At 69.8% G+C, this 16,546-nt stretch carries 22 protein-coding genes and 1 pseudogene; 12 read left to right on the top strand and 11 right to left on the bottom strand.

Features of this window, described 5'->3' with window-relative positions:
- The coding region (locus tag VGD44_RS03885; protein ID WP_331084061.1) for a MiaB/RimO family radical SAM methylthiotransferase at nt 1-988 on the top strand (988 nt) is incomplete at its 5' end.
- On the top strand, nt 985-1,434 hold the full coding sequence (locus VGD44_RS03880; RefSeq protein ID WP_331084059.1) for a GFA family protein: 450 nt from the start codon (nt 985-987) through the stop codon (nt 1,432-1,434). The genes VGD44_RS03885 and VGD44_RS03880, both read left to right, overlap by 4 nt.
- Here VGD44_RS03880 and VGD44_RS03875 read toward each other — a convergent pair.
- Complete coding sequence (locus VGD44_RS03875; protein WP_331084065.1) at nt 1,431-2,048, bottom strand: trimeric intracellular cation channel family protein; 618 nt, start codon at nt 2,046-2,048, stop codon at nt 1,431-1,433. The two genes, VGD44_RS03880 and VGD44_RS03875, sit on opposite strands and share 4 nt — an antisense overlap.
- Before the next feature lie 59 nt (nt 2,049-2,107).
- Here VGD44_RS03875 and ftsY point away from each other — a divergent pair, with 59 nt between their 5' ends.
- Together ftsY and VGD44_RS03865 are read left to right on the top strand one after the other, a co-directional pair.
- Complete coding sequence (ftsY, locus tag VGD44_RS03870) at nt 2,108-3,052, top strand: signal recognition particle-docking protein FtsY (RefSeq protein WP_331084056.1); 945 nt, start codon at nt 2,108-2,110, stop codon at nt 3,050-3,052.
- On the top strand, nt 3,049-3,636 hold the full coding sequence (locus VGD44_RS03865) for an inner membrane-spanning protein YciB (protein WP_331084053.1): 588 nt from the start codon (nt 3,049-3,051) through the stop codon (nt 3,634-3,636). The genes ftsY and VGD44_RS03865 overlap by 4 nt, the downstream gene beginning before the upstream one ends.
- A 3-nt stretch (nt 3,637-3,639) precedes the next feature.
- On the opposite strand, the gene VGD44_RS03860 is transcribed toward VGD44_RS03865, so the two are convergent.
- The 6 genes and pseudogenes from VGD44_RS03860 to VGD44_RS03835 form a co-directional block, all read right to left on the bottom strand.
- Nucleotides 3,640-3,834: a hypothetical protein gene (locus VGD44_RS03860; protein WP_331084050.1), complete on the bottom strand. Its 195-nt coding sequence runs from the start codon at nt 3,832-3,834 to the stop codon at nt 3,640-3,642.
- A gap of 96 nt (nt 3,835-3,930) precedes the next feature.
- On the bottom strand, nt 3,931-4,179 hold the full coding sequence (locus tag VGD44_RS03855) for a hypothetical protein (RefSeq protein ID WP_331084048.1): 249 nt from the start codon (nt 4,177-4,179) through the stop codon (nt 3,931-3,933).
- A gap of 62 nt (nt 4,180-4,241) precedes the next feature.
- Nucleotides 4,242-4,757 (bottom strand): DsbE family thiol:disulfide interchange protein, encoded by a 516-nt coding sequence (locus tag VGD44_RS03850; protein ID WP_331084046.1) that lies wholly within the window; start codon nt 4,755-4,757, stop codon nt 4,242-4,244.
- A complete protein-coding gene (ccmD, locus tag VGD44_RS03845) occupies nt 4,754-4,906 on the bottom strand; it encodes a heme exporter protein CcmD (RefSeq protein WP_331084044.1) in 153 nt (50 codons plus the stop codon). Before ccmD ends, VGD44_RS03850 begins: the two co-directional genes overlap by 4 nt.
- Nucleotides 4,907-5,644 (bottom strand): annotated as a pseudogene (gene ccmC, locus VGD44_RS03840) (heme ABC transporter permease CcmC); the annotation flags it as partial.
- A gap of 29 nt (nt 5,645-5,673) precedes the next feature.
- The gene (locus tag VGD44_RS03835) at nt 5,674-6,351 is read right to left on the bottom strand and encodes a Spy/CpxP family protein refolding chaperone (protein WP_331084042.1); all 678 of its coding nucleotides are present in this window, start codon (nt 6,349-6,351) and stop codon (nt 5,674-5,676) included.
- Nucleotides 6,352-6,503: 152 nt separating this feature from the next.
- Between VGD44_RS03835 and VGD44_RS03830 the strand changes: the two genes are divergently transcribed.
- Nucleotides 6,504-6,938 (top strand): nuclear transport factor 2 family protein, encoded by a 435-nt coding sequence (locus VGD44_RS03830; protein ID WP_331084039.1) that lies wholly within the window; start codon nt 6,504-6,506, stop codon nt 6,936-6,938.
- On the opposite strand, the gene ccmB is transcribed toward VGD44_RS03830, so the two are convergent.
- A complete protein-coding gene (ccmB, locus tag VGD44_RS03825) occupies nt 6,935-7,600 on the bottom strand; it encodes a heme exporter protein CcmB (protein ID WP_331084037.1) in 666 nt (221 codons plus the stop codon). The genes VGD44_RS03830 and ccmB overlap by 4 nt on opposite strands.
- Nucleotides 7,597-8,199 (bottom strand): heme ABC exporter ATP-binding protein CcmA, encoded by a 603-nt coding sequence (gene ccmA / locus VGD44_RS03820; RefSeq protein WP_331084063.1) that lies wholly within the window; start codon nt 8,197-8,199, stop codon nt 7,597-7,599. Before ccmA ends, ccmB begins: the two co-directional genes overlap by 4 nt.
- A 192-nt stretch (nt 8,200-8,391) precedes the next feature.
- Here ccmA and acnA point away from each other — a divergent pair, with 192 nt between their 5' ends.
- The 5 genes from acnA (at nt 8,392) to VGD44_RS03795 (ending at nt 13,693) form a co-directional block, all read left to right on the top strand.
- Nucleotides 8,392-11,091: an aconitate hydratase AcnA gene (gene acnA, locus VGD44_RS03815; RefSeq protein ID WP_331084035.1), complete on the top strand. Its 2,700-nt coding sequence runs from the start codon at nt 8,392-8,394 to the stop codon at nt 11,089-11,091.
- Nucleotides 11,092-11,257: 166 nt separating this feature from the next.
- A complete protein-coding gene (locus VGD44_RS03810) occupies nt 11,258-11,485 on the top strand; it encodes a hypothetical protein (RefSeq protein ID WP_331084033.1) in 228 nt (75 codons plus the stop codon).
- A gap of 43 nt (nt 11,486-11,528) precedes the next feature.
- The gene (locus VGD44_RS03805) at nt 11,529-12,206 is read left to right on the top strand and encodes a DUF1223 domain-containing protein (RefSeq protein WP_331084031.1); all 678 of its coding nucleotides are present in this window, start codon (nt 11,529-11,531) and stop codon (nt 12,204-12,206) included.
- Nucleotides 12,207-12,368: 162 nt separating this feature from the next.
- The gene (locus VGD44_RS03800; RefSeq protein WP_331084029.1) at nt 12,369-13,067 is read left to right on the top strand and encodes a DUF1223 domain-containing protein; all 699 of its coding nucleotides are present in this window, start codon (nt 12,369-12,371) and stop codon (nt 13,065-13,067) included.
- Nucleotides 13,068-13,357: 290 nt separating this feature from the next.
- A complete protein-coding gene (locus VGD44_RS03795; RefSeq protein ID WP_331084027.1) occupies nt 13,358-13,693 on the top strand; it encodes a DUF2794 domain-containing protein in 336 nt (111 codons plus the stop codon).
- Nucleotides 13,694-13,769: 76 nt separating this feature from the next.
- Here VGD44_RS03795 and VGD44_RS03790 read toward each other — a convergent pair whose 3' ends face one another.
- Entirely contained in the window at nt 13,770-14,534 is a 765-nt protein-coding gene (locus VGD44_RS03790; RefSeq protein ID WP_331084025.1) for a Bax inhibitor-1/YccA family protein, read from the bottom strand.
- Between the two features lie 117 nt (nt 14,535-14,651).
- On the opposite strand from VGD44_RS03790, the gene thpR reads away from it, so the two are divergent.
- Nucleotides 14,652-15,185: an RNA 2',3'-cyclic phosphodiesterase gene (gene thpR, locus VGD44_RS03785; RefSeq protein WP_331084023.1), complete on the top strand. Its 534-nt coding sequence runs from the start codon at nt 14,652-14,654 to the stop codon at nt 15,183-15,185.
- Here the strand turns inward: thpR and VGD44_RS03780 are convergent, their stop codons facing one another.
- The gene (locus VGD44_RS03780) at nt 15,186-15,578 is read right to left on the bottom strand and encodes a DUF2237 domain-containing protein (RefSeq protein WP_331084021.1); all 393 of its coding nucleotides are present in this window, start codon (nt 15,576-15,578) and stop codon (nt 15,186-15,188) included.
- A 60-nt stretch (nt 15,579-15,638) separates the two neighbouring features.
- On the opposite strand from VGD44_RS03780, the gene VGD44_RS03775 reads away from it, so the two are divergent.
- Nucleotides 15,639-16,508 carry a CoA ester lyase gene (locus VGD44_RS03775; protein ID WP_331084019.1) on the top strand — a complete coding sequence of 290 codons (870 nt, stop codon included), beginning with the start codon at nt 15,639-15,641 and terminating at the stop codon, nt 16,506-16,508.
- The last annotated feature ends 38 nt before the right edge of the window (nt 16,509-16,546 follow it).

Below are 16,546 nucleotides of genomic sequence, written 5' to 3'. Positions count from 1 at the left end.
CGAGAAGAGCCAGGCCGGCGCCTACGCCCCGCAGGCCGAACCCCTGCGGGTCCGCGTCAACGACATCATGAGCGTGCGCGAGACGGCCGGGCACCTGATCGACGGGCTGAAGGACCGGGCGCGGGCCTATGTCGAGGTCCAGAACGGGTGCGACCACCGCTGCACCTTCTGCATCATCCCCTACGGCCGCGGGAATTCGCGATCGGCGCCGGCTGGCGAGGTGGTGGAGCAGGTGCGCACGCTGGCCGCCCAGGGCTATCGTGAGGTGGTGCTGACCGGCGTCGACGTGACGAGCTGGGGCGCCGATCTGCCCGGCCAGCCGACCCTGGGCCAGCTGGTGGCGCGCATCCTGAAGCTGGTCCCCGAGCTGCCGCGCCTGCGACTGTCGTCGATCGACGCCGCCGAGATCGACGCCGACCTGCTGCGCTGCCTGGCCGAGGAGCCGCGGCTGATGCCCTACCTGCACCTGTCGCTGCAGGCGGGCGACGACATGATCCTGAAGCGCATGAAGCGCCGCCACCTGCGCGCCGATGCGCTGAAGCTGGCCGCCGAGGTGCGCGCGGTGCGGCCGGACGTGGCCTTCGGCGCCGACCTGATTGCGGGCTTCCCCACTGAGACGGAGGCGATGTTCGAGAACACGCTGAAGCTGGTCGAGGAGGCGGACCTCTCGTTCCTGCACGTGTTCCCGTTCAGCCCCCGGCCCGGCACGCCGGCCGCGCGGATGCCGCAGCTGAAGGGCGACGTCGTGAAGGCCCGCGCCGCCCGCCTGCGCGCCGCCGGCGACGTGGCGCTGACGCGGCATCTCGACCGCCAGGTGGGCCGCACGCTATCGGGGCTCGTCGAGCGGCCGGGCGTCGCCCGCGCCGAGGATTTCACCGAGATCGCCTTCACGGGCGAGGCGGCTGTCGGAGGCGTGACGCCGCTGCGCGTCACCGGCCACGACGGCCGCCGTTTGCTGGCCGAGACCCTGGTGATGGAGCCCGCATGAGCGTTCGGACCGGCGGCTGCCAGTGCGGGGCGGTGCGCTTCCGCGTCGAGGGCGAACTCGGCCGCGCCAGCATATGCCACTGCCGCATGTGCCAGAAGGCGTTCGGGAGCTTCTATGGCCCCTACGTCTCGATGAAGGCTGAGCAGGTGACCTGGACGCGCGGGAGCCGGAAGCTGTTCGCCAGCTCCAACATCGTGAACCGCGGTTTCTGCGGCGACTGCGGCACCCAGCTCACCTTCGAGGGCGCGGGGTTCTTCGACATCGCCATCGGCGCCTTCGACGACCCCGCGGACATCGCGCCCACGATCCAGATCGGCCTCGAGTCCAAGCTCCCCTACGTGGACGACCTGGCGTCCCTGCGCACGCAGTCGCCCGAGGCTCGGGCCAAGACCGCCGCCTACCAGGCCAAGGTCGTCAGCCACCAGCACCCCGACCACGACACCTAGGCCCGGCCCGGGAACCCCGGCATCTGCCAGCCGAACAGGATGGCTCCGGCGCGGACCGCGAACGCCGTCAGGAACCCCAGGCCGCCCGAGACGATCAACGGCATCTCGAACTGGTGCAACCCGACGAACACCGCCGCGCCCAGGAGGGCCGGCGTCACGTAGAGCTCGCGACGCAGCAGGACCGACGGCTGGTGGGCCAGGACGTCGCGGATCACGCCGCCGAAGGTGGCGGTCAGCACCCCCATGATCACGGCGGAGAAGGGCGGCGCGCCCAGCGAGATCGCCTTCAGGGCGCCGACGCTGGCGTAGGCGGCCATGCCCAGGGCGTCGAGCCACAGCAGCAGCCGGTCGCGCCCCTGGCCCCAGCCCAGCACCCACACCGCCACTGCGGCGGCAAGGCAGACCATGATGTACTCCGGCCGCGCCACCCAGAAGACCGGGGCGTCGATCAGGAGGTCGCGCAGGGTGCCGCCGCCGACGCCGGTGACCGCGGCGAAGAAGCCGAAGGTGATGATGTCGTGCTTGGCCTTGGCCGCGGCCAGCGCCCCCGACGCGCCGAACACCGCCACGGCGGCGTAGTCCAGCACGGTCAGGGCGGTCTCAAGCGGCTCCATCCGCCCCTTGATGCGGTCCCCCGTGACGGCGCGCAAGCCGCCCGCTAGAAGGCCTCCCCATGGCAGAACCGAAACGCGGCTGGTTCCAGCGCCTCACCGAGGGGCTCACCAAGTCTTCGAAGCAGATGGGCGATCAGATCGCCCAGGTCTTCGTCACCAAGGAGCCGCTCACCCGCGAGAAGCTGGACGAGCTGGAGGAGATGCTGATCGAGGCCGACCTCGGTCCGCATTCGGCCGCCCGCATCACCGAGCGGTTCGCGTCCGAGAAGTTCGGCAAGGACGTCGACGAGAGCGAGATCCGCGAGGCGCTGGGCGCGGCCATCGGCGAGGAGCTGTCGAGCCGCGAGGGTGTGTTCGACCCGCTCTCCGGACCTCGGCCCTACATCGTGCTCTTCATCGGCGTGAACGGCTCGGGCAAGACCACGACGCTCGGCAAGGTCGCCACCGACCTGACCCGCCAGGGCGCCAAGGTGCTGGTGGTGGCGGGCGACACCTTCCGCGCCGCGGCGGTGGAGCAGCTGAAGATCTGGGCCGAGCGCGCGAAGGCCGACTTCATGGGCCGCCCCACCGGCTCGGACGCCGCGGGCCTGACGTTCGACGCCGTGCAGAAGGCGAAGGACGAAGGCTACGACGTGGTCCTTGTCGACACCGCCGGCCGCCTGCAGAACAAGCAGGGCCTGATGGACGAGCTGCTCAAGATCATCCGCGTGGTGAAGAAGATCGACCCCGACGCGCCGCACGAGACCCTGCTGGTGCTCGACGCCACGGTGGGGCGCAATGCGCTGGCCCAGGAGAACATCTTCGGCAATCAGATCGGAGTCTCCGGCATCGTGATGACGAAGCTGGACGGCACGGCGCGCGGCGGGGTGCTGGTGCCGGTGGCGCAGGCGTCGGACAGCCCCATCAAGCTGATCGGCGTCGGCGAGGGCGTGGACGACCTGCAGCCGTTCAACGCGCGGGCGTTCGCCCGCACCCTGGTGGGGCTTACGGAGTCGGCTGCGTGAACGAACAGAACCGCCGTGGCTGGCTGCGCTACGTCGTCGACTTCTCGGCGCCGTTCTCGTTGCTCGTCACCTACTTCTTCTTCGGGCGCGACTTCATGCTGGCCACCGGCGTGTCGGTGGTCGTCGCGATCATCGCCCTGCTGTTCGGCTTGGTCATCGAACGGCGGCTGGCGTGGATGCCGCTCATCGTCGGCGTCCTGGGGATCATCTTCGGCGGCCTGACCCTGATCTTCCAGGCCGACTGGATCCTGAAGCTGCGGCCCACCTTCGTGAACTACGCCTTCGCGATCATCTTTTTCGGCGGCCTGGTCCTGAGGAAGAACCCGATCAAGGCGGTGCTCGGCTGGGCGCTGAACCTGCCGGTCGAGGCTTGGCGCAAGCTCGAGCTGCGCTACGCGTTCTTCTCGCTGTTCGTCGGCACCGTGAACCTGATCGTGTGGCTGACGCAGTCGGAAGCCACCTGGGTCACCTGGGACACGATCGGCATCCGCGTGCTGAGCGCCGGCTTCGGCATCGCCCAGATGCCGCTGCTGATGCACTACATGAAGGCCGACGAGGTCCCGCCGCCTCCGGCGCCGGAGTAGCCCTCAGTAACGCGGGAAGGTGATGTTGGAGCGCCGCAGGTGCGGCGTGGCCAGCCGCTCGTATTCGGCGCCGGGCAGATGATCCAGGATGAGGTCGAGAATCACGGATCCGTCGGCCGCGGCCGGCGGGGGCTCACCGTAGAGCTGCCGCCAGAGCGCAGCAGCCTCGTCGTAGATTCTCTCGTCCCGGCCCGGCATGGCGTATTCCTTCCTCGCCAAAACCCGCGGGCGCCTTACGGCGTTCCAAATAAATAACAGTTAATTTCGCAGCTTAGGCGCACAACCCGAGTCGGTTCAGACTCGGATGTCCAGGATCGAGCCGGGGCGGAGGATCCGCTGCGGCGCGTCGGCGGGCGCCGCGTCGGGCATGCGCTGGACAGGCGCGTTCGTCTGGGCCTCGACGGGCGCCGCCGGGGCCGCGGCTGCCTGCGCCTGGCCCATCGCCGCGGCGAAGAAGGCCCGCGCAGCGGCGGCCTTGGCATCGTCCCGCTGGCCGCCGAGCGGGGCCTGCTGCGGGAAGATGTTGGGGCGGATCGTCGTCAAGGGAAACGGACCAACATGGTTAACGAGCGCCCCCAAACTGGCGCGACCTCCTCAACGGCCGGTTAACGCAGAAGGTTCGAAAGCCGCTGGGCGTCGGCCTCGGTGAGCGGGCCGGTGTGCTTGGCGAGGATCGTCCCGTCGCGCGCCACGGCATAGGTCTCGGGCACCCCGGTGACGCCAAACTCCACGCCGGCGCGGCCGTCGCGGTCGACCAGGGCGGTCGTGAAGGGGTTCCCCAGGCGGGTGAGGAACGCCTCGCTGTTGGGGGGCGCGTCCTTGTAGGCCACGCCGACGATCCGAACGCCGCGCCCTTTGGTTCCCATCAGCACCGGATGCTCGATCTCGCAGGGCGCGCACCAGGAGGCGAAGAAGTTCACCAGCACCGGCCCCTCGGCGACGATGGCCTTCAGCCGCACGGGCTGGCCGCCTTTCAGCGCCGGCAGGGTCAGGTCCGGCATCGGCCTGCCCACCAATGCCTGCGGCTGGACCTGCGGGTCGCGCCTGAGGGCGTAGAAGTAGAAGAGGCCGCCCAGCGCCACGAGCGCGACCAGCGGCAGCAGCGACAGCCAGCGGGTCATCGGTCCCCTTGGCCCTTTGGCGAAAGCTCCTCGTAGCGCTTCTTCCAGCGCCGCGCGTGGCTCAGCGAGAAGCCGATCAGGCCGGCGAAGACGATCGCGGTGATGGTGAAGGCCGGCACGATGTACTCGGCGTACTTGAAGTCGAACATCTAGCCTCTCGCCAAGCGCAGCGCCGCCGCCTCCGCGCGCCGGCGCCACACTTCGCCGCGGATCCTCACCAGCCAGAGCGACCCGAAGGCCGACGTATAGGCCAGGATCATCAGGATGAGCGGGATGTAGAACACCGGCGGCATCGACGGCCCGTCCTTGCGGAACAGCGACGTGCCCTGGTGGATCGAGTTCCACCACTCGACGCTGAAGTGGATGATCGGCAGGTTGATCGAGCCGACCAGGGCCAGGATCGCCGCCGCTCGCGCCGCCTTCTGCTCGTCGTCCATCGAGGCGCGGAGCGCGATGTAGGCGATGTAGAGCAGGAACATCACCAGGACCGAGGTCAGCCGGCCGTCCCACTCCCACCAGGTGCCCCACATGGGCCGGCCCCAGAACGAGCCGGTGACCAGGGCCAGGAAGGTGAAGGCCGCGCCGATCGGCGCAGCGGCCTGGGCGGCCGCGTCGGCCAGGGCGTGGCGGAAGATCAGCGACAGGAAGCTCGCCACCGCCAGGCAGACGTAGGCGAACATGCTCATCTGCGCGGCCGGCACGTGGATGAACATGATCCGGACCGTCTGGCCCTGCTGGTAGTCCTCGGGCGCGGTGAAGCCCAGGTAGAGACCGACGGCGGCCAGGCCCAAGGCGATCACGCCGAACATCGGCGCGGCCCAGCGCGAGAACGCCATGAAGCGTTCGGGATTCGACAGGAAGGCGGGCGCCCAGGTCATGTGTGGGGCATAGAGTCCGAGCGCCCGCCCGGCAAGCGCTAGAGACGCGGCGGAACCGGGGGCGCGGGCGGCGCCGGGGGCGCCGGGATCGCCGGCATGTGGTGCGTCACCGGCAGCAACATCGGGCCGAAGCCCGGGCCGGCGAACATCAGCATCGGCATGCTGTCGAACACCTTCCTCTGCTTGTCGTCGAGCTGGGCGTAGAAGGCCTTGGTGGCGTCGATGCGGCGGCGCATCGCGGCCTGCTGCTCGGCCAGCTTGGCCTCCATCTCGGCCAGGCGCTCGGCGGTGGTCTGGGCGCCGCTGCGCTTATCGAAGTGGACCACGTGATCGCCACGCACGCCGCCACGCCCGACGGCCTCGAGATAGGCCTTCAGCGCCGGCTCCTGGTTCGGCCGCAGCTGCAGCATCGTGCGCAGGTGGTCCTCGCGGTCGCCGCCGCGGAAGACGAACACGTCCCCCTTGTCGTGGCCGCCGCGATAGACGCGCACCTCGCGGCGCGCCTCCTCGACCGCCTCGCGGGCGGCGTCCCGGGCCTTGCGGGCGGCCTCGCGGGCCTCGCGCGCCTGTTCCCGTGCCCGGTCGGCGGCGACTTGCGAGTCTTCCACCGCCAGGCGGGCGGCCTCCTGAGGATCATGGGCGAAGGCGGCGCCCGCGCCGGTCATCAGGGTGATCGCGGCGACGCCGGCGAGCAGGGACGTGAGGGTTCTGGACATCACAAGTGTCTCCCGACTGGGTGTTCCCTTCGAAGAACAAGCTCAGGCCCAGCTTGCGGCGGAAAAGCGGCTCGAGGGAATTAAGCTTTCTTCATGTGCATCCGAGACTTGGCCGCGCCATAGGGCGTCGCTTCGAGGGAGTACCGCCGCCGATGATCGCCGCCTTGTTCGCCGCCGCGGCCGTGGCCGCCAGTCCCGCGCCCGCGCCGATGGATCCCGCCGCCGTGAAGGCCATTGAGGCCGTGGCCTATGACTACGTCGACGGCCAGCTCGAGGGCGACGCCGCGCGGGTCGCACGCTCGCTGCACCCTGACCTCGCCAAGCGCGCGGTGAAGACCGATCCCGACGAGACGCTGGGCCTGCGCCGCATGTCGAAGGACGAGTTGGTCGACCTGACGAAGCAGGGCGTTCTCAAGACCCCGAAGGACCAGTGGAGCCGCTCGGTGCGGGTGCTCGACATCGCCGGCAACGCCGCCGTCGCCCGCGTCGAGACGCCCTGGTTCGTGGACTACTTCCACCTCGGCCGGTTCGGCGAGCGGTGGGTGATCGTCAACGCGCTCTGGTACCCGAAGCCGAAGACGAACTAGCTCAGCGCGTTGCGGCAGGCCGCGGCCATGGCGAGCGGTCCGAACGCCACGGCCGAGGCCGCATAGGCGCCGAGGAAGGCGATGCCGCTGGTCCATGGCAGGCCGTTGGTGAAGGCGTCCAGCGCGCCGCCGCCGAAGATCACCGGCGGCACGAACAGCGGCAACACGATCACGGCGGTGAGCAGGCCACCCCGCCGCGCGCCCAGGCTGAGCGCCGCCCCGATGCCGCCCACGAAGGCGAAGGCGACGCCGCCCAGCAAGGCGCACGCGAAGATCATCGGGGCCAGCGCCGGGCTCGCCCCCAGGCCGATGGCGGCGAAGGGCGCGGCCAGCGCCAGCGGCGCGCCGGTGGCCAGCCACTGGCCCACGCACTTGATCAGGCAGGTGAGCTCGAGCGGCGCGGGCGAGATCATCAGGAGGTCCAGCGCCCCGTCCTCGTAGTCGCGCTCGAACATCCGCTCGAGGGACAGCAGCGAGGCGAGCGCCAGCGCGACCCAGGCGGCGCCGGGCGCGATGGAGGCCAGGCGCGAGGGCTCAGGCCCGATGGCCAGGGGCAGGAAGGTGGCGACGCCGGCGTAGAAGCCCACGGCCACCAGCGGCCCGCCGCCGCGACCCCAGGCCAGAGTCGTCTCGCGGGCGAGGAGGGCTGCGAGCCGGTTCACGCCGTGAGCTCCAGACTGCGGGTGGCCACCGGCAGGGGGTCGTGGACGGCGGCCAGGATTAGGCCCCCGCCGTCGAGGTGGCGGCGCATGATCACGCCAAAGGCCTCGCGCCAGCGGGCGTCCAGCGGGCTGAGCGGCTCGTCCAGGAGCCAGAGCGGGCGCGGCGCGGCGACCAGGCGGGCGAGCGCCAGGCGCCGCCGCTGGCCGGCCGAGAGCCGGCGAACCTCGAGGTCGAGCAGGCCGGTCAGCTCCAGCGCCTCGGCGGCGTCACGGACGCCGGCGTCGGTTCCGCCGTCCCAGCGGGTCCAGAACACGAGTTCCTCGCGGGCCGTGCGCGCCGCCTTCAGCCCGTCGGCGTGGCCCTGCAGATGGACACCTGCGCCGCGCGCCTCGGCCGGCTCGACGCCGCCGAACCCGATCTCGCCCGCCTCCAGCCGCACCAGCCCGGCGACGGCCCGCAGCAGGCTGGTCTTGCCCGAACCGTTGGGCCCGGTCAGGGCGCACGCCTCCCCGGCGGCGAGCTCCAGCGACACCGCCTCGAAAAGCAGCCGCCCGCCCCGCCGGATCGCGGCGCCCGAGATGGAGAGCTCGGCAATCAAGCGGTCACCCAAGCTTTTCTGAAGCTTCGCAGGCGCACGCATGGACGCCGCGATAGGTCGGGTCTATGTAACCTCGGCCGCCGCTGCCGGGGGGAATAACGCCGCGCGGGGACGAACGCTGTGTGTCCGTCTCTGAGATAGCGCGCGATCCTTCGGCGAGAGCGGCAGGGAACAGAGAAAGGATCTCCCTCTATGGCGTCCGTGGACACCCTGAAGACGCGCCGTCAGTTGACGGTCGGCGACAAGACCTACGCTTACTACAGCCTTCCGGCGGCAGAGGAAGCCGGCCTGACCGGCGTCTCGCGCCTGCCGATCTCGATGAAGGTTCTGCTCGAGAACCTGCTGCGGAACGAAGACGGCGATTCGGTCGCCGAAGGCGACCTCAAGGCCATCGCCGCCTGGCTCGACAACAAGGGCTCGGTCGAGCACGAAATCAGCTTCCGCCCGGCACGGGTGCTGATGCAAGACTTCACGGGCGTTCCGGCGGTCGTGGACCTGGCCGCCATGCGCGACGCCATGACGGCGCTGGGCGCCAATCCCGAGAAGATCAACCCGCTGAACCCGGTCGACTTGGTGATCGACCACTCGGTGATGGTCGACTACTTCGGCACCTCCAAGTCGTTCGGCGACAACGTGGCGCGCGAGTACGAGCGGAACATGGAGCGCTACAACTTCCTGCGCTGGGGCTCGTCGGCCTTCAACAACTTCCGCGTCGTGCCGCCCGGCACCGGCATCTGTCACCAGGTGAACCTCGAGTACCTGGCCCAGACCGTGTGGACGAACTCGGACGAGGGCCCGGAAGTGGCCTACCCCGACACCGTCGTCGGCACCGACAGCCACACCACCATGATCAACGGCCTGGCCGTCCTGGGCTGGGGCGTGGGCGGCATCGAGGCCGAGGCGGCCATGCTGGGCCAGCCGATCCCGATGCTGATCCCTGAGGTCATCGGCTTCCGCCTGGACGGCGCGCTGTCCGAAGGCGTGACCGCCACCGACCTGGTGCTCACGGTCACCCAGATGCTCCGCAAGAAGGGCGTGGTGGGCAAGTTCGTCGAGTTCTACGGCCCCGGCCTCGCCAACCTGACCCTGGAAGACCAGGCGACCATCGCCAACATGGCTCCCGAATACGGCGCCACCTGCGGCTTCTTTCCGGTCACCCAGGCGACGATCGACTACCTGACCGCCACCAACCGTGCGCCTGATCGGGTCGCCCTGGTCGAGGCCTACGCCAAGGCCCAGGGCATGTGGCGTGAGCCGACCGATCCGGATCCGGTGTGCTCGGACACCCTGGAACTGGACCTGTCGAGCGTCACCGCTTCGCTGGCCGGCCCGAAGCGGCCCCAGGACCGGGTGCTGCTGACCGGCGCCGCCGAGGAGTTCAAGGCCGCGCTGGCCGGCGACTTCGGCAAGGCCGCGTCCATGGACGAACGCTACAAGGTCGAGGGCGAGAACTTCGACCTGGGCCATGGTGACGTGGTCATCGCCGCCATCACCTCGTGCACCAACACCTCGAACCCCTCGGTGCTGATCGCCGCCGGCCTGGTGGCCAAGAAGGCGGTGGAGAAGGGCCTGCAGGTGAAGCCCTGGGTGAAGACCTCGCTCGCGCCCGGCAGCCAGGTGGTCACTGACTACCTGAAGGCCGCCGGCCTGACGAAGTCGCTGGACAGCCTAGGCTTCAACCTCGTCGGGTACGGCTGCACCACCTGCATCGGCAACTCGGGCCCGCTGCCCGAGCCGATCAGCGACTGCGTCCAGAAGAACGACCTGGTCGCGGTCTCGGTGCTCTCGGGCAACCGCAACTTCGAGGGCCGCGTGAACCCCGACGTGCGCGCCAACTATCTGGCGAGCCCGCCGCTGGTGGTGGCCTACGCCCTGGCCGGCTCGATGCAGGTCGACCTGGCCAACGACCCCTTGGGCGAGGGCAAGGACGGCAAGCCCGTCTACCTGCGCGACATCTGGCCGACCTCGGCCGAGGTGGCGGCCCTGCAGCGCAAGCACGTCACCAACAAGATGTTCGCGACCCGCTACGCCGACGTCTTCAAGGGCGACAAGAACTGGCAGGCCATCAAGGTGAAGGGCGGCCAGACCTACGAGTGGGACATGAGCTCGACCTACGTCGCCAACCCGCCCTACTTCGAAGGCCTGGAGATGGAGCCGAAGGCGGTCACCGACATCGTCGAGGCGCGGATCCTCTCGGTGTTCGGCGACTCGATCACCACCGACCACATCTCGCCGGCCGGCTCGATCAAGGCCTCCAGCCCCGCCGGCGTGTATCTGCGTGACCGCCAGGTGCCGACGTCCGAGTTCAACTCGTACGGCGCGCGCCGCGGCAACCACGAAGTCATGATGCGCGGCACCTTCGCCAACATCCGCATCCGCAACCGCATCACGCCGGATATCGAGGGTGGGGTCACGAAGCACTTCCCGTCGGGCGACGAGATGTCGATCTACGACGCGGCCATGCGCTACCAGGGCGAAGGCCGTCCGCTGGTCGTGTTCGCGGGCAAGGAATACGGCACCGGCTCGTCGCGCGACTGGGCGGCCAAGGGCACGAAGCTGCTCGGCGTCCGCGCCGTGGTGGCCGAGAGCTTCGAGCGCATCCACCGCTCGAACCTGGTCGGCATGGGCGTGCTGCCGCTGCAGTTCCTGCAGGAAGGCTGGCACAAGCTGGGCCTGACCGGCGAGGAGATCGTCACGATCCGCGGCCTGACCGAGCTCGCCCCGCGCAAGCAGCTGATCGTCGAGATGTACCGCCCGTCGGACGGCCGTATCGCGCGCTTCCCGGTCCGCTGCCGGATCGATACGCCCACCGAGCTCGAGTACTTCAAGCACGGCGGCGTCCTGAACTACGTGCTTCGCAGCCTGGCGACGCCGGCGGCCGCGGCCGAATAGGCGTTCGCGCCACGGGCGCGCTTACCTGAGGGCCTCCGCCTTGGCGGGGGCCCTTCTCGTTGCGACTGGGGGGTTATGCAACGATGCTGCGAGGACTGAAGGCGCGTCGCCGGACGCGGCCGGAGGCGGCCGCCTGGGCCGGACTGCTCTGAAGCCGAAGGGCCAGGTGCTGGTCTCGCTCCATGACCAGCCAAAGCGGGGCAAGGGCTTCTGGGGCACGGAAGCGCAGAGGGAGGTGGACGAGACCCAGTTCCTCAAGCTCTGCGCCGCGGCGGGCTTCGAGACCGCCGAGCGCATCGGGCTCGTCTATGGCCAGGTCGTCCACCGCCTGCGTCGCAAGGCTGAACCGGAAGGCGTCTCACGCCGCCATCATACCGATCCGGCATCATACTGATAGTATGGACACTCGGCGTGGAGGCCCCCATCTAAGGCTCAGCATGCGCCAGATCCTCGTCGTCCTCGCCGCCCTGCCGCTTCTAGCCGCCGGACCCGCGCCCACCCAGCCCGTCGTGCTCGAGCTCTTCACCAGCCAAGGCTGCTCGTCATGCCCGCCGGCCGACGTCGCCGTCGCCGGGGTCGCCGACCGGCCCGACGTGATCGCGCTCAGCTACAACGTCACCTACTGGAACCATCTGGGCTGGAAGGACACCTTCGCCCGCCCCGAATTCACCGCGCGCCAGGTCGCCTATGTGCGCGCGCTCGGCCACGCGGCGCCGTTCACCCCCGAAGTCGTCGCCGGCGGTCGGGTCGACGCGGTGGCCAACACGGCGGCGCGCGTGGACGCGCTCATCGCCAGGGGCCGCGCCCGGCCGGCGACCCAGATCTCCGCAGCGGACGGCAAGGTCAGCGTGGCGGCCGGCGTCGCGCCCCGCCGCGGCGCCGACGTCTGGCTGGTCCGCTACGACCCGCGCACGATCCAGGTGCCGGTGAAGGCCGGCGAGAACGGCGGCAAGACCCTGCCTCAGCGCAACGTGGTGCGCAGCCTGAAGCGCCTGGGCGAATGGCGCGGAGCCGCCACGAGCTTCGCGACGCCCGCCGCGGAGGCCGGGCTCCGCAGCGTCGTACTTGTGCAGAGCAAGGGCGGAGGCCCGATCCTGGCGGCCGCGCGGCTCTGAGCGCCTTCAGCAAAAGTGGACACCGGCTTTGCGCCCGCAAGCCGCTCCACCCTTGAATAGCGCGCCCTCCGGGCGGCGAACCGGTTCCCACTTCGCCTGAGGGCGCGCGCTCACGCCTTCTTGAGATTTACAGCCCTCGGAACACTCCTTAAGTCGGAGGCGATGCGGAAGGCCGCGCTCTTCAGCCTGTTCCTGCTTGCCTGGCCCACGGGCGCGGCGGCGGCCAAGCCCCCGGTTCTCGTGGAGTTGTTCACGGCCCAGGGCTGCCGCTCGTGCACGGGCGCCAACGAGAACCTGAGCCGCCTCGCCGAGCGGCCCGGCGTGCTCGCGCTCACCTATTCGGTGGACTACTGGGATTACCTCGGCTGGACCGACACCTTCGCCAAGCCCGAGTACGCCGAGCGGCAGAAGGCCTATGTGACGCGGCTCAAGCTGCGCGAGCCCTACACGCCGCAGATGGTTGTCGACGGGGGCGAGGAGGCCCAGGGCCTCAAGATGCCCGAGGTGGACCGCCTGGTCCGCGCGGCCGCCGCCTCGCCGCGCAATCCGCCCGACGTCCGCTTCGTGGGGGCGCGCCGGGTCGACGTGGGCTCGGGCCGCGTGCCGAAGGGCGGCGCCGAGGTCTGGCTGGTGCGCTACGACCCCCGCGCTGTCGAGGTCACCGTGCGGGCGGGCGACAACCGCGGCGAGACCGTCGTGCAGAAGAATGTCGTGCGCCAGATCAGCCGGCTGGGCGCCTGGCGCGGCCGGCCCCAGGCCTACCGCATCCCCGCGGCGTCCGACGACGGGTTGAAGACCGCGCTGATCGTCCAGTCGTCGCGCGGTGGGCGCGTGATCGCGGTGGCGCAGCCGAAGTCCTGACGCCGCCGAACGGCAGTCGTGCGCGAACCTGCGCAGCTGGAGAGGGACTGCGCAGGCTCGACACTTGGGGATGTAGTAGGTGTCGGTTGGCCAACCGCCGATCCAGGGGGGCTGGGGGGGCTGTTCAGGATCCGGGACCAGAGGTCTCTGACCAACCGACGATGCCTATATCGGAGCCCCATCTGGCGGGCGATGGACCGAAATAAGGTCATTTCGCGGCGCGGCTCTACCAGATGCTGCGCCCGGAGGGGGGTGGCGGGACTCAAAAAATTCATACACGCTGACGGGCGATGGCATTCGACCCGAGCTATTCGGCCCCGCGCCAGGCCGGAGTGTTCTTCGAACGGCGCGAATTGGAGCGTCTCCTTCGCCTCTACGGTCGCATGGTCGCCGCGGGCGAATGGCGGGACTACGGCATGGACGGCCTGCACGATTGCGCCGTCTTCTCGGTCTTTCGCCGATCGTCGGAAGCGCCGCTCTACCGCATCGAGAAGCGGCCGGGGCTGGCCCGCAAGCAGGGCGCCTGGGCGATCGTGGGCCACGCCGGCCATATCCTGCGCCGAGGGCACGACCTGGAGCAGGTGCTGCGGTTCTTCGACAAGGGCCGCTTCTCGATCGTCGAGTAGCTGAAAGCCCTTCCCCGCATACGAAAAACCCCGGCGGTCGCCCGCCGGGGTTCGATCGTTTCAGCTCGCTCCGGCCTTAGCGGCGGTCGCCGAACAGACGCAGGAGGAACATGAACAGGTTGATGAAGTCGAGGTACAGGCTGAGCGCGCCGTAGTTGGTCGCCACGCCCATCGCCGCGCCATCGCCCTTCAGCTCGTAGTAGGTCATCTTCAGGCGCTGGGTGTCGTAGGCGATGAGGCCCGCGAACACGAGCACGCCCACAACGTTGATGATGAAGGCGAGCATCCCGCTGCCCAGGAAGATGTTCACGAGCATCGCGATCATCAGGCCGAAGGCGCCGATGATCAGGAAGCTGCCCATAGGGCCGAGGTCCTTCTTGGTGGTGTAGCCCACCAGGCTGAGGCCGCCGAACGCCGTCGCGGTGATCAGGAAGGTCTGGAAGATCGACGCGCCCGTGTAGACGAGCGTGATCGCACCCAGGCTCGCGCCCAGCAGGGCCACGATGGTCCAGTAGTAGATGCCCGAGCTGCGGGGCGTGGCGTTCTTCATCCCGAAGGCGCCGAAAAGGATCACCACCAGCGGCCCGAAGGCGACGGCGTAGCCGAGCAGCGTGTAACCCGCCAGGACCGTCTGGCCCGCGGAATCGATCGCGGTCCGGTACAGCAGCTGCTGCACAGGGCCGACCTGGCCGGTGATGAAGGCGAGGATCGCCGACACCACGAGGCCTAGCGCGACCTTGTTGTAGACGCCGAGCATGAAGCTTCGCAGGCCCGCGTCCACCGACATATCGGCGCGATCCGTGGGGATCGAGCGCGCGTAGTCGCGGTTGAAGTCGCTCATGAGAGCAAGACCCTTTGAATGCGCGTCGCAAAGCGGACGCTTGCGAAATATCGTTAGAGACCGTGGCGTAAGCAAGCCCCGCGACGTGGGATCACGTCAACGCGTTAGGATACATGTATGATTCGGCTCTTCGCGGCCCTCGCCCTTCCGCCCGAGATCGGCCGCGCCCTGCAGGCCCGGCAGCTCGGGATCGAAGGGGCCCGCTGGCGGCCGCTCGAGGCCCTGCACATCACGCTGCGGTTCTTCGGCGAGCTGCGCCAGGACGTGGCGCGCGACCTCGACGCCGAGCTGATGGGCGTCGGCGGGCGTCCGTTCGCCATCCGGCTCGAGGGCGCGGGCGCCTTCGGCGACGGGGCCGACCTCAACGCGGTCTGGGCCGGGGTGTCCGACAGTCCAGAGCTGCGCCGCCTGGCAGAGGCCTGCGAAACGGCCGCCCGGCGCGCCGGCCTGAAGCCCGAGAAGCGCACCTACCGCCCGCACGTGACGCTAGCCTACCTGCGCCACCCCGATCCGGCCCACGTCGCCGCCTGGATCCAGGCCAACAACCTCCTGAAGTCGCCCGAAATCGCGATCGACCGCTTCGGCCTCTACTCCAGCCACCTGGGCAACGAGGTCTCGCACTACCGCCTGGAGGCGGAGTACCGGCTCTAGCTAGGCCTCCACCGCGTAGTCCTTCAGCACGCCCAGCGGGACGATCGCCAGGGTTTCCTCGTGGGTGCTCTCCAGCACCACCTGGGGCGCGGCGCCGGCGTCGAGGGCCTCCTTCCAGCGCGGGGCGCACAGGCACCAGCGGTCGCCCGGCTGCAGGCCCGGGAAGCCCAGGTCGGGCCTGGGCGTCGACAGGTCGTTGCCGACGCTCGCGGAGAAGGCCAGGAAATCGGCGGTCATGACGGCGCAGACCGTGTGCATCCCCACGTCGTGCGGGCCCGTCTCGCAGCAGCCGTTGCGGAAGAAGCCGGTGACCGGGTCCAGCGAGCAGGGGACCAGTTCCTCGCCGAGGACATTGCGGGCGCCGGCGTCGTAGCGGATCGGGCGTGTGGCCATGCACCCATCCTAAACGCTAAGACTTGAGCGTCGCCAATGCGCGAAGGAGCCGCAATCCACATGTCCCGCACGGTCCGTCCCCGGCGCAGCGCCCTCTACCTGCCGGCGTCCAATGCGCGGGCGGTGGACAAGGCCCGGTCGCTGGCGTGCGACGTCGTGATCCTGGACCTCGAAGACTCGGTCGCGCCCGAAGCCAAGGTCGAGGCCCGCGAAGGCGCGGTGGCCGCGGTGCGCGAAGGCGGGTTCGGCGGTCGGGAAGTGGTGATCCGGGCGAACGGGCTGGACACGCCCTGGGGCCGCGACGACCTGGCGGCTGCGGCGAAGGCGCGGCCGGATGCGGTGCTGGTCCCGAAGATCTCGGCGCCCGAGGACCTGTCGGCGGTGCGCACGGCGCTGGGCGAGCACCTGCCGATCTGGGCGATGATCGAGACCTGCGCGGCGATGTTCCGGCTGGACGCCCTGGGCGCCGAGTCAGCCAACGTGGGCGTCGAGGCCTGGGTGATCGGCTCGAACGACCTGGCCAAGGAGATGCGCTGCACGCTCACGGTGGGGCGCGAACCGTTGCTGGCGGCCCTGTCGCTGAGCCTGATGGCGGCGCGGGCCCACCGGCTGGCGATCCTGGACGGCGTCTACAACGAGATCGCCGACGCCGAGGGCCTGGCCCGCCAGTGCGCCCAGGCCGCGGCGTTCGGTTTCGACGGCAAGAGCCTGATCCATCCCAGCCAGGTGGAGGCCGCCAACGCCGCCTTCACGCCCGATTCGACCGCGGTAGCGTGGGCCCGAACGGTGGTCGGCGCGTTTGACCTGCCCGAGAACGCCGGCAAAGGTGTGCTAAAGGTGGAGGGGCGGATGGTCGAACGACTGCATTTCGCCGAGGCGAAGCGGTTGCTGGGCGTGGCCGAGGCCATCGCCGCGCGGGAGCCCGCGTGAGGCTGGCGGCGGCGCTGATCCTGGCCGTGCTGGCCGCG

The sequence above is a fragment of the Phenylobacterium sp. genome (assembly GCF_036402295.1).
In the GTDB taxonomy this organism is placed as follows: domain Bacteria; phylum Pseudomonadota; class Alphaproteobacteria; order Caulobacterales; family Caulobacteraceae; genus Phenylobacterium.
Note: the sequence above shows the minus strand (reverse complement) of the source record. Positions and strands in the feature narration are given on the sequence as shown.

Excerpts from the sequence above, each read along its gene's own strand:
- VGD44_RS03780 (WP_331084021.1), bottom strand. The coding sequence starts at position 15,578 with ATGGCCACACGCCCGATCCGCTACGACGCCGGCGCCCGCAATGTCCTC.
- VGD44_RS03805 (WP_331084031.1), top strand. The coding sequence starts at position 11,529 with ATGCGCCAGATCCTCGTCGTCCTCGCCGCCCTGCCGCTTCTAGCCGCC.
- VGD44_RS03790 (WP_331084025.1), bottom strand. The coding sequence starts at position 14,534 with ATGAGCGACTTCAACCGCGACTACGCGCGCTCGATCCCCACGGATCGC.
- VGD44_RS03775 (WP_331084019.1), top strand. The coding sequence starts at position 15,639 with ATGTCCCGCACGGTCCGTCCCCGGCGCAGCGCCCTCTACCTGCCGGCG.
- VGD44_RS03850 (WP_331084046.1), bottom strand. The coding sequence starts at position 4,757 with ATGACCCGCTGGCTGTCGCTGCTGCCGCTGGTCGCGCTCGTGGCGCTG.
- VGD44_RS03800 (WP_331084029.1), top strand. The coding sequence starts at position 12,369 with ATGCGGAAGGCCGCGCTCTTCAGCCTGTTCCTGCTTGCCTGGCCCACG.
- VGD44_RS03835 (WP_331084042.1), bottom strand. The coding sequence starts at position 6,351 with ATGTCCAGAACCCTCACGTCCCTGCTCGCCGGCGTCGCCGCGATCACC.
- VGD44_RS03860 (WP_331084050.1), bottom strand. The coding sequence starts at position 3,834 with ATGCCGGGCCGGGACGAGAGAATCTACGACGAGGCTGCTGCGCTCTGG.
- ftsY (WP_331084056.1), top strand. The coding sequence starts at position 2,108 with ATGGCAGAACCGAAACGCGGCTGGTTCCAGCGCCTCACCGAGGGGCTC.
- ccmD (WP_331084044.1), bottom strand. The coding sequence starts at position 4,906 with ATGTTCGACTTCAAGTACGCCGAGTACATCGTGCCGGCCTTCACCATC.
- thpR (WP_331084023.1), top strand. The coding sequence starts at position 14,652 with ATGATTCGGCTCTTCGCGGCCCTCGCCCTTCCGCCCGAGATCGGCCGC.
- VGD44_RS03875 (WP_331084065.1), bottom strand. The coding sequence starts at position 2,048 with ATGGAGCCGCTTGAGACCGCCCTGACCGTGCTGGACTACGCCGCCGTG.
- VGD44_RS03795 (WP_331084027.1), top strand. The coding sequence starts at position 13,358 with ATGGCATTCGACCCGAGCTATTCGGCCCCGCGCCAGGCCGGAGTGTTC.
- VGD44_RS03880 (WP_331084059.1), top strand. The coding sequence starts at position 985 with ATGAGCGTTCGGACCGGCGGCTGCCAGTGCGGGGCGGTGCGCTTCCGC.
- VGD44_RS03830 (WP_331084039.1), top strand. The coding sequence starts at position 6,504 with ATGATCGCCGCCTTGTTCGCCGCCGCGGCCGTGGCCGCCAGTCCCGCG.
- acnA (WP_331084035.1), top strand. The coding sequence starts at position 8,392 with ATGGCGTCCGTGGACACCCTGAAGACGCGCCGTCAGTTGACGGTCGGC.